General features: G+C 62.4%; 8 protein-coding genes and 1 pseudogene. 6 read left to right on the top strand and 3 right to left on the bottom strand.

The window, feature by feature from the left end; all coding sequences use genetic code 11:
* Positions 1–21: 21 nt before the first annotated feature.
* From pilQ to PCA20602_RS18420, 4 genes and pseudogenes are all read left to right on the top strand, one after another.
* Positions 22–2,838: a type IV pilus secretin PilQ gene (gene pilQ / locus PCA20602_RS26300; RefSeq protein ID WP_174981297.1), complete on the top strand. Its 2,817-nt coding sequence runs from the start codon at positions 22–24 to the stop codon at positions 2,836–2,838.
* Positions 2,744–3,262, top strand: a pseudogene (locus PCA20602_RS18430) (shikimate kinase); the annotation flags it as partial. The gene pilQ and the pseudogene PCA20602_RS18430, both read left to right, overlap by 95 nt.
* Positions 3,263–3,654: 392 nt before the next feature.
* Positions 3,655–4,731, top strand: a complete 1,077-nt coding sequence (aroB, locus tag PCA20602_RS18425) for a 3-dehydroquinate synthase (protein WP_150722460.1) — start codon at positions 3,655–3,657, stop codon at positions 4,729–4,731.
* A gap of 16 nt (positions 4,732–4,747) precedes the next feature.
* The gene (locus PCA20602_RS18420) at positions 4,748–5,884 is read left to right on the top strand and encodes a deoxyguanosinetriphosphate triphosphohydrolase (protein WP_150722459.1); all 1,137 of its coding nucleotides are present in this window, start codon (positions 4,748–4,750) and stop codon (positions 5,882–5,884) included.
* A gap of 162 nt (positions 5,885–6,046) precedes the next feature.
* Here the strand turns inward: PCA20602_RS18420 and PCA20602_RS25700 are convergent, their stop codons facing one another.
* The 3 genes from PCA20602_RS25700 to PCA20602_RS18405 all read right to left on the bottom strand — a co-directional run bounded on the left by PCA20602_RS25700 (position 6,047) and on the right by PCA20602_RS18405 (position 8,595).
* The gene (locus PCA20602_RS25700; protein WP_083253865.1) at positions 6,047–6,424 is read right to left on the bottom strand and encodes an ElaB/YgaM/YqjD family protein; all 378 of its coding nucleotides are present in this window, start codon (positions 6,422–6,424) and stop codon (positions 6,047–6,049) included.
* Between the two features lie 292 nt (positions 6,425–6,716).
* On the bottom strand, positions 6,717–7,466 hold the full coding sequence (locus PCA20602_RS18410) for an OmpW/AlkL family protein (RefSeq protein WP_150722457.1): 750 nt from the start codon (positions 7,464–7,466) through the stop codon (positions 6,717–6,719).
* A 280-nt stretch (positions 7,467–7,746) separates the two neighbouring features.
* Positions 7,747–8,595 carry an OmpW/AlkL family protein gene (locus PCA20602_RS18405; RefSeq protein WP_150722456.1) on the bottom strand — a complete coding sequence of 283 codons (849 nt, stop codon included), beginning with the start codon at positions 8,593–8,595 and terminating at the stop codon, positions 7,747–7,749.
* Positions 8,596–8,793: 198 nt separating this feature from the next.
* Here PCA20602_RS18405 and PCA20602_RS18400 point away from each other — a divergent pair, with 198 nt between their 5' ends.
* Together PCA20602_RS18400 and PCA20602_RS18395 are read left to right on the top strand one after the other, a co-directional pair.
* Complete coding sequence (locus PCA20602_RS18400; protein WP_150722455.1) at positions 8,794–9,495, top strand: transposase; 702 nt, start codon at positions 8,794–8,796, stop codon at positions 9,493–9,495.
* Positions 9,496–9,887: 392 nt separating this feature from the next.
* The gene (locus tag PCA20602_RS18395) at positions 9,888–14,621 is read left to right on the top strand and encodes a glutamate synthase-related protein (protein WP_425495686.1); all 4,734 of its coding nucleotides are present in this window, start codon (positions 9,888–9,890) and stop codon (positions 14,619–14,621) included.
* Positions 14,622–14,657 lie beyond the last annotated feature (36 nt).

Here is a 14,657-nt window from a genome sequence, read left to right as displayed (position 1 = left end):
GTTCGCGACACGTTTCATGACATGAGCGAGCGATGGGGCACGCTATGGCGTCGATGGACGGCTATCTCGCCGGCAGAGTGGGCATTGTCTGTGCAGTGGGCGCTGGCGGTGCTGGCCGGGATGGCCGGGCTCGCGCTGGCTTGGTCGATATGGTGGCTGGTGGGACTGCCGACGTGGGCGACCTTGAGGAACGATCTGGATGTCGAGCGGCAAACATTGGAACGAGCCAACGACGCGGCACGTCGGCTGCCGGATATTGCCGCGCGGCTGCGAAATGCAGAGGCGGAGACGATTGCCTGGCGACGGTTGTTACCGATCGCCAGACCGATGGCGGAGGGAGGCACAACGAAGGGAAAAACCGAAATGTCTAAGCATGCATCGCACGATCCGTCCGCGCTGGTGTGGGCGACGGGTGGTGAGACGCGCAATGATGCGGGCGCGATCGGGCGGAGCGACGCTAGTGACTCGAACGACGAAATCGACGACACAGATGAGGCTGTCGCCGCCTGGCGTACCGATCTTGAGCGGCTTGTTGCAGGTTCAGGGCTGGTGCTGGAATTCGCCCGGCCGGGGCCCTCTGAAACGTCCGGTGATCTTATGGTCGAGCGGGCAGAGATGCGCGTTCGGGGGACTGTCGCCAACTTGCTTGGCTGGCTTGGCGAGATCGACACCGTGCCGCGCCACCTTGCGGTCGGACAGTTTGCCATTCAAGGGCCTCGAATGCCCACCGGTCCGGTGGGCGGCACCGCCCATTCCGAAGACACGGAAGCGACGTTGACCGTCATGGTGTCCGCCTATCTTTGGCAGCGTCCCGACGAGCTGGGGCGGGTCAACGTGCAGGCGAATCTGACGTGGCCCGCGTTGCCTGAGCCGCCTCGGCAGTGGCAAATGCCCTCGGATACGATCGATGTCTTTCGCACGCCGCTAACCCGCCGCGCGGCGCAGGACGCGGTCACGATGGTCGCGTCAACAGCGGCGGCGTCGGTCGACGAGGCGGGGCCTGTCGGTTCGATGCGTCTGGGCTCCCGGCAGCTCGTCCTCCAGCGTGCCGGCCCGACCGGACTCACGGCGACGTGGCGCGATCAGGCGCTGACGCGCGATGGCGCATCTCCTGAACATGACACGGCCTCTGTCGACGTGACACTCCGTGGCGTGGAGACCGGCGAGGCGTTGAGGGCGTTCGCACGTCTGACCGGGCGCAGTGTCGTCATCGGCGAGCGCGTGACCGGGCGTCTCGACATGGAGGTGCAGGGGGTGTCTGCCGCAACGGCGTTCGACGTCATGATCCGAAGTGCGGGACTCGGTGTGCAATCGCTCAATGGCGTGGACTGGATTGCGCCTCGCACTGATTTGCTGGCCGACGAGCAGACGCAACTGGAAGCGGCGGCGAAACGCGAAGCGCTGCTGCCGTTGGCGGCGCGGCGCTTTACGCTGAACTACCCGCGTGCGCTGGCGCTGAGAGACATCATTCTTGGGGAAAAGGACAGCAAGGGGCAGCGATTGTTGTCCTCGCGTGGCAGTCTGATCGCGGATCCGCGTACGAACCAGTTGTTCGTGACTGACCTGCCTGAAAAGCTCGACGCGCTCGCGTCGTTTATTGCCCGCATCGACGTTCCTGTCCGCCAGGTGCTGATCGAGGCGCGCATCGTCGAGGCGGATGACCGGTTCAGCGAGTCGCTTGGGGTGCGGCTTGCCGGGCGTCAGGGGGGCGCCGGGTCAGGGGGTACCGAAGGCCGGCTGTCGGCTGCGACCGGTGCAGGCGATTTCCGACTTGCACCCGATTCGACGGGCGCGGCCGGAGGGAGTCGGGGGAACAGGGAGGCTGGAGGATTTGGCGGGGCAGGTGGGCCCGGTGGGATGGGCACGAATCGCGATGAAACGAGCGCACCGGGTAGCGCAATGGACGTCGGGCTGTCTGCGGCGGCGCTGGCAGGTGTGACGCCGCCAAGCCTCGCGATCACGCTGTTCGGGCGGTCCGCAAGCCGCTTTCTGCAACTGGAACTCTCTGCGCTGGAGACGAGCGGCCGAGGGCGGGTCGTGTCGCGGCCGCGTGTCGTCACCGCTGACAAGGTGCAAGCGCTCATCGAGCAGGGTACGGAGTTGCCGTATCAGACGCGTAGCGGACGTCGCGGTGTGGCCTCGGTCCAGTTTCGCAAAGCCACGTTGCGGCTGGAGGTCACTCCCCTGATCACACCGGACGGTCAGGTGATTCTCGACGTCGACGTACGAAAGGACAGTGTCGGGCAGGCCGTGGTCGAGGGGTTTGCTGTCGATACCCGGCACGTTCGCACGCAGGTCCAGGTCGAAAACGGCGGGACGGTCGCCATCGGCGGGATTTATCAGGAGGTGCGCCGAGACAGTCGTGCCGCCGTGCCATGGTTGGGCGAGGTGCCGCTACTCGGCGCGCTTTTCCGTAACCGCGCCAATGAAGACCGCCGGACGGAATTGCTGGTGTTCCTTACGCCGAGTGTGGTGCCGGAGGGCAGCCGAGAGGCCGACGCGTCGGCCGAGGCGAGCGGCCTTGAGTCGGCTGTTCGCCCGATGGGGAGGCCGTCCGTCGGGCCTTCCCGGTTATCGGAGCCCGTGACGGAGAGCGTGCGAGACCCGATTCCAGGCCCCATTCTCGATGACCTGCCGGCCGCGCATCCCCGTCTCATCGGGGTGTTCCCCGAGGCGACGCGTTCCGCACGCCCGACGCAGATACCGGTATCATCAGGGATTGGAACCCAAATATCAGCGATTTATGCTGGAAAACGTAATACTTGTCGGACTGATGGGGGCGGGCAAGACCACGGTTGGACGCGCCGTCGCGCGACGTCTCGGGCGGCAGTTCTATGACTCCGACCATGAGATCGAGGCGCGTACCGGCGTGCGCATTCCGGTCATCTTCGAGCACGAAGGCGAGGAAGGCTTTCGTCAGCGCGAGACCCAGACCATCGACGAACTCACTCAACGCAGCGGAATTGTCCTTGCCACCGGCGGGGGCGCGGTGCTGCGCGCGGAAAACCGCGAGTACATCAAATCGCGCGGAACGGTGGTGTATCTGCGCGCCAATCCGCATGACCTCTGGTTGCGCACACGTCGCGACAAGAATCGTCCGTTGCTGCAAACCGCCGATCCGCGTGCACGACTCGAACAGCTCTATCAGGAGCGCGATGCGCTTTACCGCGAATGCGCGACGTTCATCATCGAAACAGGACGACCGAGCGTCAACGCCCTGGTCAACATGGTGCTGATGCAATTGGAAGTCGCGGGCATCGTTCCGAGCGCTGCGGATCTCGCGGTTTCTGAGGCGTCGGACGCCTCGGAGATGCCGGAAGGGGCGCAAGGCGATACGACGTCGCTGCATCCCGCTGTCGGCTCCAGTGACGCCGTTGGCGAAGTGGATGTCAACGACGCCAACCGCGCCGGTGACGATATGCCTGATGCCTCTGGTACTACCGATACCCCCGGTGCTTCCGGTGCAATATCGAGCGCAGCGCACGCGGGACAGCAGAGCGTAGGTGACATCGGTTTGCCTCAGACGAGCGCTGGCGGTGCGGTGCCTTCCGAGCCGCTGGCATCCGGGCGTGATACCTTTCCTCGCTGATATCGGCCGACATCGACCGTTATCGCTGAACATGACAACAAGCCAACAAGTGGCATGAAAGCGGCATGATTACCCTGAAACTCGAGCTTGGCGAGCGCGCCTACCCCATCCACATCGGCACGGAACTGCTGAAGCAGGACGCGTTGTTTGCGCCGCACATTCGCGGCACGCATGCCGTGATCGTCACGAACACGACCGTCGCGCCGCTGTATGCCGAGCAGGTTGCGCAAACGCTGCAACGGCTGGGCAAGCGTGTCGTGACCGCCGTGCTGCCCGATGGCGAAGCCCACAAGAACTGGCAGACGCTCAACCTGATCTTCGACGAGCTCCTCGGCGCTCAGGCTGACCGCAAGGCCACGCTGATCGCACTGGGCGGCGGCGTGGTGGGCGATATGACCGGATTCGCGGCCGCTTGCTACATGCGCGGCGTGCCCTTCGTGCAGGTACCGACGACGCTGCTCTCGCAGGTCGATTCTTCGGTGGGCGGCAAGACGGGGATCAATCATCCGCTGGGCAAGAACATGATCGGTGCGTTCTGGCAGCCGAGCGCTGTGCTGGCCGATATCGGTACGCTGTCCACCTTGCCCGATCGCGAACTGGCCGCGGGGATGGCGGAAGTCATCAAACACGGCGTGATTGCCGACGAGAAGTATTTCGACTGGATCGAGGCCAATATCGACCTGCTGAACGGTCGTGACACGGCGGCGCTCACGTATGCCGTGCAGCGCTCGTGCGAGATCAAGGCCGCCGTTGTGGCCAGCGACGAGCGCGAGCAGGGACTGCGCGCGACATTGAACTTCGGGCACACGTTCGGCCATGCCATCGAAGCCGGGCTCGGCTATGGCGAGTGGCTGCATGGTGAGGCCGTGGGCTGCGGTATGGTGATGGCCGCCGATCTGTCGGCCCGCCTGGGATTCATCGACGACGCCATGGTGCCCCGCATCAAGGCTCTGGTCGCAGCGGCCAAACTGCCGGTCGTCGGCCCGGATCTCGGCGAAGACCGTTACATCGATCTCATGCGTGTCGACAAGAAGGCCGAAGGCGGCGATATCCGCTTCGTGCTGCTCAACCGGTTGGGGCAGGCGTTCATGACGAGCGTGCCCGATGCCGAACTCCGCGCTACGCTGCGCGCCAACGTCTGAGCATGGAGGGCTGGCGATGATCGATTACGAAGCGTCGCTTGCCCCATATGCGGCGCGCTCCAACGCGTCACGTGGAAGGCGGTTCGCGGAAGCGGCCCCCTCCACGCGGACCGAGTTCCAGCGTGACCGCGACCGCATCATTCACTCGACGGCGTTTCGTCGCCTCGAGTACAAGACGCAGGTCTTCGTCAATCACGAAGGCGACCTGTTCCGCACGCGTCTCACGCACAGCCTCGAAGTCGCGCAGATCGGCCGTTCGATTGCGCGGAATTTGCGGGTGAATGAGGACCTCGTCGAAGCGGTGGCGCTGGCGCATGACCTCGGGCACACACCTTTCGGTCACGCCGGACAAGACGCGCTGAACGCGTGCATGCAGGAATACGGCGGGTTCGAGCACAACCTTCAGAGCCTCATCGTGGTCGATGAACTCGAAGAGCACTACGGTGGTTTCAACGGCCTGAATCTTTGCTTCGAGACGCGAGAGGGCATTCTCAAGCATTGTTCACGCGCGAATGCGCGGGGACTCGGTGAACTGGGCGAGCGCTTTCTCAAGGGGCGCCAGCCCGGCATCGAAGCGCAGATCGCCAATCTGGCGGACGAGATTGCCTACAACAATCACGATATCGACGACGGTGTGCGCTCGGGTTTGCTGGCGCTGGAACAGCTCGACGAAGTGCCGCTGTGGAATCGCTATTGCGCCGAGGCAAGGCGCGAGTGGCCGGACATCTCGGGGCGTCGTCTGGTGCATGAAACCACCCGCCGTATCATCAACGCGCTGATCGTCGACCTGATTGCGACGACGCGTCAGCGCGTGGCAGACGCGTCGCCATTCTCCATGGATGACGTGCGCGCTTCAGGCCCGCTGGTGGCGTTCAGCCCCGAAATGCGGGAGCAGGCGGGCAGCCTCAAACGGTTTCTGTTCGATAACCTGTACCGGCACTATCTCGTGATGCGCATGGCCGCGAAGGCACAGCGCATCGTGCAGGAATTGTTCGACGCGTTCCTCTCGGACCCGAGGTTGCTGCCGCCGAACTACCGTCCAGAGAATCCGGCAGATCAGCCTCGCTGGATCGCCCACTACGTCGCAGGGATGACGGATCGTTACGCGATCAAGGAATACCGAAGACTCTTTGCCGTCGAGCCGACGCTCTGAGCGACTGAGATCCCGATTGAGATCCTAACGGCGTGGGCGCGATGACGACCAAGCCCACGATAAAAAACAGCCGGCAATAAACAATGGCCGGCTGTTTGCATTACTACCGCGACAACGAAGCGATGGGTGGCTTCGCGTCGTCGCGAATCCCGCAACGACGGATTAGCTGCGCCCGGCGATAAAGCCGAGGACCAACGCGACCGCCGCTACCGTTCCGACCGTTTGCCACGGACGTTCATGCACGTACCCATCGGCTTCTTCCCAGACTTCGTTGGCGCGGTGGCGCAAGTTGGCACGTGCATCGCCAAAATCGCTGCGCGCCTGACGCAACTTGTCGCCGATTTCAGCTCGCAGTGCTTCGACGTCAGACGCCGATTTGGCGTTGGACAATGCGTGATCCAGATCGTCGAGCAGATCCTTTACGCGGGAGGACACATCGCTGCTCGCGAGGCGCGCTGCGCGTGCCGTGCGTCGTCCGGCGAAGCGTGCATCTTCCAGGCCGCTGTTGAGGGCCGTTTCCGCTTTCGAGGCAATTCCCATTTTCAGACTCCCAAGAGGTGGTATTGAAATGCGGCGTCCGGTAGACCTGGGGGAGACCGACGCCGGTGGAACCCTGAGGCGAGCGGCCATTATGGCGCGGCCCGCTTGCGTGCGTACACCTTGGAAAGACAGCCAGCCAAAAAAGAAAGTTGCAGCCGTTTGGCTGAAGATGGTGTCGGAATGCGCTGACTTGGGGGGCGATCGATGACGGGGAGTGTCAGAAATGCAAAAACGCCGCACGAGGCGGCGTTTTTGGTACAACTTGACGCGTCTTCCGTTGTACTGCAGCAGCTTAGAAGCGATAACCCAGCGACAGGAACGTCACCACCGGGTTCAGCTTGACCTTGGCTTCGCTCGTCGTCGTGATCGGGCCACGGGTCGTCGTCAGCTTGGCCGTGGTGCTCACTGGGATGTACGACACCGAGAATGCCAGCGTCCAGTGCTTGTCGACGTTCCAGTTCAGACCCGCGTTGAACACCGGTGCCCAGGAGTTCGTCAGCGAGGCCGTCGTGTTTCCGCCCGGGCCACCGGTCAGTGCGTTGCTGGCCAGCGACTGGAAGCCCGGCGTCAGTTCGATGTTCGAGTAGAAGAAGTAGCTCGCACCGATACCGACGAACGGACGCCACGTGTCGTTAGCCTGACCGAAGTAATACTTCAGCAACAGGGCGGGGCTCCACTGCTTGGCCGACGCCAGTGATCCGCCGCCCGGAAGCGCCAGATTGCCCTGACCGTACAGGCGGAACTTCGGCGGAATCCCGAAAACACCTTCCACTGCGATGTTGTCGGTGAAGAAGTGCGTCAGCGTGAGGCCGAGCGTATCTGCGTCGTCGACCTGAGCCCCCGTATTACCCAGACGGCTGTTCACGAGCCCCGCCAGACCCGGAACATTCGAACCGGTCACGTGCAGCGGATCACTCGAAACCTGGGGCGAGAGATGGAACCAACCCAGGTTGATAACGTTATCCCCGGCTTGCTGTGCGAAGGCGGCCCCCGATGCCGTCAGCATAGCCGCGGCAGCAATCGTCAAATGCTTCAACTTCATCGATTCGTCTCCTGCTCAAGATTCTTTATTGTCGAGAATTTCGTTAAATGAAATTCAGGGCCATTATGCCGACCGTGCAAAGTGGCGGATAGCAAGAGTCTGGAGGTCACGCTCTAATGGTGTTGTATCCGCGCATCGACCTATGGAATGCCCTTAGAAAAAAGCGCTGGACGAAAGAAAAGCGCGCCTTTATATGTCAGGCACGCTTTAGGAATTCACTGCGGAGTCCGATATTCTGGCCGCAGCTAGCGGAACGCAATTAGCGTCCCGCCTGCTGGGTTTAGAACTTGTAGCCGAGCGATACGAACGTCACAATCGGATTGAGCTTGATTTCGGCGTCCGAGGACGAGAGTACTGTTCCGTCCTGCGCCTTGATCTTGATGTTCGCAGTGGTTTTGAGTGGCAAGTAGGAGACCGATGCGCTCGCCACCCAGTGCTTGTCGAATGCATAAGAAACGCCGGCATTGAATACCGGTTGCCATGAGGCCGACGATTTGGCTTCGACGGTCGTAGGACCGTTATGACCGGAAGTAAAAGCGAGCACACTGCCGAAATTCTGATTCAGCGCCGATTCAAAACTCGGATTGAGATTCACGTTCGTAAAGAACGTGTAACTCACGCCGACTCCCAGAAAAGGGCGCCACGTCGAATTGGCTTGTCCGAAGTAATACTGAAGCACGAGCGCCGGGCTCCATTGGCGCACGCTTTGCACGATCGGGTTGTTTTGTGCCGCGCCGAGGTCGATACTCGTGAGCGCGCCGGCCAGTCCTGGGGGCGCAATCACGCCCTGACCGGTCAGCTTGAACTTGGCGGGAACACCCGCCACCGTTTGCAGCGCGATGTTGTCGGTGAAGAAGTGCGTGACGACCAGGCCGAGGGTATCGGCGTTGCTGACCTTCGCGCCGCTGCCAGGTGAAGTAAAGTTCGAAGGCACGAGGGTGGGCGTAAGCCCTTCCTGCGTGACGCTGGTGGTCATGGGTTTGCTGGAGTCCTGCGGGGCAATGTGGAACCAGCCGAGGTTGACGACGTTGTCGCCGGCCTGTTGTGCACTGGCGCTGGTGGACGCCAGGGAAATGCCGAGTCCGAGCGCGCAAAGGCACGCCGCGGACCGATAGGTCCGAGTTGTCATTTGTCTTTCCTCCCAAGATTATTTATTTATTTTTCGATGCATTATGCGCTTGGGATTTCAGGGCGCAATCGTCGGATCTAGAACTTTTGTACGAATCGACGGGGTTTGGCTAGATATCAGTATTTAAAGAGATTTTTCATGGTAAATCTCTCTCGTGAATCGTGATGTCGAGCTTTAAAGCATTACATTTGAATCAGCATGGCCCGATTACCGAGACTCTTTATTCCGCGCCAGCCGCAGCATGTGATTCTGCGTGGCAATAACCGGCAGGCCATCTTCGTCGACGACGAGGATCGGCGCGTTTTTCACGAGCGTCTGCGCGACGCCGCGCGCGCCAATGGTCTGGCGATTCATGCCTGGTGCATGATGCCGAACCACCTGCACCTGGTCGCGACACCCAATGACGAGCGCAGCTTGCCGGCGACATTGCAGGCGGTCGGCCGCTATTACGTGCTCTATTTCAACCGGCGTCATCAGCGCACCGGCACCCTATGGGAGGGCCGGTATCGCGCCACGGTGATCGAGGCGGAGCACTATTTGCTGCTCGCCAGCCGTTACGTCGAACTCAATCCGGTGCGCGCGGGGCTGGTCGATGCTCCGGGTAACTACCTGTGGTCGAGTTACAACCATCACGTCGGCCTAACCGTCGACAGTCTGGTGACCGATCACGCGCTTTACTGGGCGCTGGGCAATACGCCGTTCGAGCGTCAACGGGCTTACGCGGAGGGGTTCTCGATTCCACTGCCGGCGCACGAGGTGGACGCATTGCGTACAGCAACGCAAAAGGGGTGGCTCCTCGGCGGACCCGAGTATCAGGCCCGGATGTCGCTGGCCGCCAATCGCCGGGTGAGTCCGCTGACGCGTGGTCGCCCCCGCAAATCGACGCCTTCAGCCCTCTGACGTTGTTTTTCGGCAGGTCGGTTCCGGCCTGCCGCTTCCCCTTCCTCTCGTCGCCAAGCATTTGAAATCACGGATTTTTCTATCGATCCGCTTGCGCACGAATTTAATCCGACCCCAATAAAAACAAGCCTGCTTTTGGTGCGGTTTTTAATTGGAATCTGACCCCTTTAAATTCTTTTGTCATTGTGAATTTCATGGCGTATATTCCAACTTCGGCCGATTGGTGCGATGCGGAAAACCGTGCGCGCTGAGTCGGCCCCCTGTGGCGACGCACGAGAACGACCTTCGACGCACGCGAATCCGCAGCGCTGGCCTGCCCGGCCAACCCCACTTAACCCGGTCGACCGCGACGAGCATGCGCGCGGCGGCCTCGCCAAGAGACGGTGTAACTCGTGGAAAAGAAACAACAACCGATTGCGACGGCAGCAGCGCTGCCGGGTGAGGCGTACTTGGCGCCGGACGCACAGGGCATGTACGACCCGGCCAATGAACACGATGCCTGCGGTGTCGGCTTCGTGGCGCACATCAAGGGCGTGAAGAGCCACGCCATCGTCGAGCAGGGTCTGAAGATTCTCGAGAACCTCGATCACCGGGGCGCCGTCGGTGCCGACCCGCTGATGGGGGACGGCGCAGGTATCCTGCTGCAGATTCCCGACCAGTTTTTCCGCGAAGAGATGGCCAGGCAGGGCGTGACCCTGCCGCCCGCCGGCGAATACGGCGTGGGCATGATCTTCCTGCCGAAGGAACATGCGTCGCGCCTGGCCTGCGAGCAGGAACTGGAGCGCACCGTGAAGGCCGAAGGTCAGGTCGTGCTGGGCTGGCGCGATGTCGCGATCGATCGCGACATGCCGATGTCGCCCAACGTGAAGGCCACCGAGCCGGTGATCCGTCAGATCTTCATCGGTCGCGGTCAGGACATCATGGTGACGGACGCTCTCGAGCGTAAGCTGTACGTCATCCGCAAGACCGCCAGCCACCGTATTCAGGCGCTCAAACTCAAGCACGGCAAGGAATACTTCGTGCCGTCGATGTCGGCGCGCACGATCGTCTACAAGGGCCTGCTGCTGTGCGATCAGGTCGGCCGCTACTACCGCGATCTGGCCGACCCGCGCACGGTTTCGGCACTCGCCCTCGTTCACCAGCGTTTCTCGACAAACACGTTCCCCGCATGGGAGCTGGCGCACCCGTACCGCATGGTGGCGCACAACGGTGAAATCAACACCGTGAAGGGCAACGTGAACTGGATCAATGCCCGCACGGGCGCGATCTCGTCGGCCGTGCTCGGCAACGATCTGCAAAAGCTGTGGCCGCTGATCTACCCGGGTCAGTCGGACACCGCATCGTTCGACAACTGTCTCGAAATGCTCACGATGGCCGGCTACCCGCTCGCCCACGCCGTGATGATGATGATCCCGGAAGCCTGGGAACAGCACACGCTGATGGACGAGAACCGCCGCGCGTTCTACGAGTACCACGCCGCCATGATGGAGCCGTGGGACGGCCCCGCCGCCATCGCGTTCACCGACGGTCGTCAGATCGGCGCCACGCTCGACCGTAACGGTCTGCGTCCGGCGCGTTTCGTGATCACCGACGACGACGTCGTCATTCTCGCGTCGGAATCGGGCGTGCTGCCGATTCCCGAGTCGAAGATCGTCAAGAAGTGGCGCCTGCAACCGGGCAAGATGTTCCTGATCGACATGGATCAGGGCCGCATCATCGACGACAAGGAACTCAAGGACAACCTCGCCAACGCGAAGCCGTACAAGAGCTGGATCGACGCCGTGCGCATCAAGCTCGACGAGATCGAGCCGAAGGTCGAGGAAGCCGGCGTGCATCACGACACGGCAACGCCGCTGCTCGACTTGCAGCAGGCATTCGGCTACACGCAGGAAGAAGTGAAGGTGCTGATGACGCCGATGGCGATCAACGGCGAAGAAGCCGTGGGCTCGATGGGCAACGACAGCCCGCTCGCGGTCATGAGCAACAAGAACAAGACGCTCTATCACTACTTCCGTCAGTTGTTCGCGCAGGTGACGAACCCGCCGATCGACCCGATCCGCGAAAACATGGTGATGTCGCTGGTGTCGTTCATCGGCCCGAAGCCGAACCTGCTCGACACGAACAACATCAACCCGCCGATGCGTCTCGAAGTGTCGCAGCCGGTGCTGGACTTCAAGGAAATCTCGAAGATCCGTCACATCGACAAGTACACCGGCGGCAAATTCCGCTCGTACGAGTTGAACATCTGCTATCCGGTCGCGTGGGGCAAGGAAGGCATCGAAGCCCGCCTCGCGTCGCTGTGCGCCGAAGCGGTCGACGCCGTGAAGTCGGGTTACAACATCCTCATCGTCTCGGACCGTCTGACGAACCGCGAACAAGTCGCCATGCCGGCGCTGCTCGCCACGTCCGCCGTGCACCAGCACCTGGTCGCACAAGGCCTGCGCACCAGCACGGGTCTCGTGGTGGAAACCGGTTCGGCACGTGAAGTTCACCACTTCGCACTGCTTGCGGGCTATGGCGCGGAAGCCGTCCACCCGTACCTGGCGATGGAAACGCTCGCGCAGATCGCACGCAAGCAAGGCGGCGACCTGACGCCCGAGAAGGCGATCAAGCACTTCGTGAAGGCCGTGGGCAAGGGCCTGCACAAGGTCATGTCGAAGATGGGCATCTCCACGTACATGTCGTACACGGGCGCCCAGATTTTCGAAGCCATCGGCCTGTCGCAGGAACTGATCCAGAAGTACTTCCAGGGCACGGCGTCGAACGTCGGCGGCATCGGCATCTTCGAAGTGGCCGAGGAAGCGGTACGTCTGCATCGCGACGCCTTCGGCGACAACCCGGTGCTCTCGAACATGCTCGACGCCGGCGGCGAATACGCGTTCCGCATTCGTGGTGAAGACCACATGTGGTCGCCGGATGCCATCGCCAAGCTCCAGCACTCGACCCGTTCGAACTCGTACCAGACGTACAAGGAATACGCGAACCTCATCAACGACCAGAGCAAGCGTCACATGACGCTGCGCGGTCTGTTCGAGTTCCGCGTCGATCCGCAGCGCGCGATTCCGCTCGATCAGGTCGAATCGGCCAAGGACATCGTGAAGCGTTTCGCCACGGGCGCCATGTCGCTCGGCTCGATCTCGACCGAAGCGCACGCTACGCTGGCCGTCGCCATGAACCGTATCGGCGGCAAGTCGAACACGGGTGAAGGCGGCGAGGATCCGCGTCGTTATCGCAACGAACTCAAGGGTATTCCGATCAAGAAGGGCGAATCGCTCGCTTCGATCGTGGGTCGCGACGTCATCGAGACCGACATCGAACTGCAAGACGGCGACTCGCTGCGCTCGAAGATCAAGCAGGTCGCATCGGGCCGCTTCGGTGTGACGGCAGACTATCTGGTCTCCGCAGACCAGATCCAGATCAAGATGGCGCAGGGCGCGAAGCCGGGCGAAGGCGGTCAGTTGCCGGGTCACAAGGTGACCGAATACATCGGCAAGCTGCGTTACTCGGTGCCGGGCGTGGGTCTGATTTCGCCGCCCCCGCACCACGACATCTACTCGATCGAAGATCTGGCGCAGCTCATTCACGATCTGAAGAACGTGAACGCGTCGTCGTCGATCTCGGTGAAGCTCGTGTCGGAAGTCGGCGTGGGCACGGTGGCTGCCGGTGTCGCGAAGGCCAAGGCCGATCACGTGGTGATCGCCGGTCACGACGGTGGTACGGGTGCCTCGCCGCTCTCGTCGGTGAAGTACGCCGGCACGCCGTGGGAACTGGGTCTGGCCGAGACGCAGCAAACGCTGGTGCTCAACCGTCTGCGCGGCCGTATCCGCGTGCAGGCCGACGGTCAGATGAAGACCGGCCGTGACGTGGTGATCGGTGCCTTGCTCGGCGCCGACGAATTCGGCTTCGCGACGGCGCCGCTCGTCGTCGAAGGCTGCATCATGATGCGCAAGTGCCACCTGAACACCTGCCCGGTCGGCGTTGCGACGCAGGATCCGGTGCTGCGCAAGAAATTCCAGGGCAAGCCGGAACACGTCGTCAATTACTTCTTCTTCGTGGCCGAGGAAGTGCGCGAGATCATGGCGCAACTGGGCATCGCGAAGTTCGACGACCTGATCGGCCGGGCCGATCTGCTCAACACCAAGGCCGGTGTCGAGCACTGGAAGGCGAAGGGTCTGGATTTCGCCCGTATCTTCTATCTGCCGGAAGTGGAAGCCGACGTGCCGCGTCTGCACGTCGAGACGCAGGACCACGGTCTGGCCGGTGCGCTCGATCACGCACTGATCGAGAAGGCGCTGCCGGCGCTGGAGAAGGGCGAGCACGTCTCGTTCATCCAGCCGGTGCGTAACCGTAACCGTACGGTCGGCGCCATGCTCTCGGGCGAAGTGGCCAAGCGTTACGGTCACGAAGGCCTGCCGCAAGACACCATCCACGTGCAGCTCAAGGGCACGGCGGGTCAGAGCTTCGGCGCGTTCCTCGCACGCGGCATCACGCTGGATCTGGTCGGCGACGGTAACGACTACGTGGGCAAGGGCCTGTCGGGTGGCCGCATCATCGTGCGTCCGACCAACGACTTCCGTGGCAATGCCGAAGACAACATCATCGTGGGCAACACCGTGATGATCGGCGCCATCGAAGGCGAAGCGTTCTTCAACGGCGTGGCCGGCGAGCGTTTCTGCGTGCGTAACTCGGGCGCCACGGCGGTCGTGGAAGGCACGGGCGACCACGGTTGCGAATACATGACGGGCGGTACGGTGGTCGTGCTGGGCGAGACTGGCCGTAACTTCGCTGCCGGTATGTCGGGCGGTGTGGCCTACGTGTACGACGTCGACGGCACGTTCGCCGCCAAGTGCAACACGGCGATGGTCGCCCTCGATCCGGTGCTGCCGCACGGTGAGCAGGAGCGCACCGTGAGCGAAGGCCTGTGGCATCGCGGCCAGACGGACGAGGCGCTGCTGCGCGAGCTCATCGAGCGTCACTTCCAGTACACGGGCTCCACGCGCGCCAAGGCGCTGCTCGAAGACTGGGACGGCGCACGCCGAAAGTTCGTAAAGGTCTTCCCGAGCGAATACAAACGCGCGTTGGGCGAAATGGCCAAGGCGGGCGACAAACAAGCACTGGCGGCCTGAGTCCGCTGGCGCGGCAACGCCGCGCGGGGTGAGGGC

It is taken from the genome of Pandoraea capi (genome assembly GCF_902459735.1).
GTDB lineage: Bacteria > Pseudomonadota > Gammaproteobacteria > Burkholderiales > Burkholderiaceae > Pandoraea > Pandoraea capi.
This window is presented reverse-complemented; position numbering and strand designations above follow the sequence as displayed.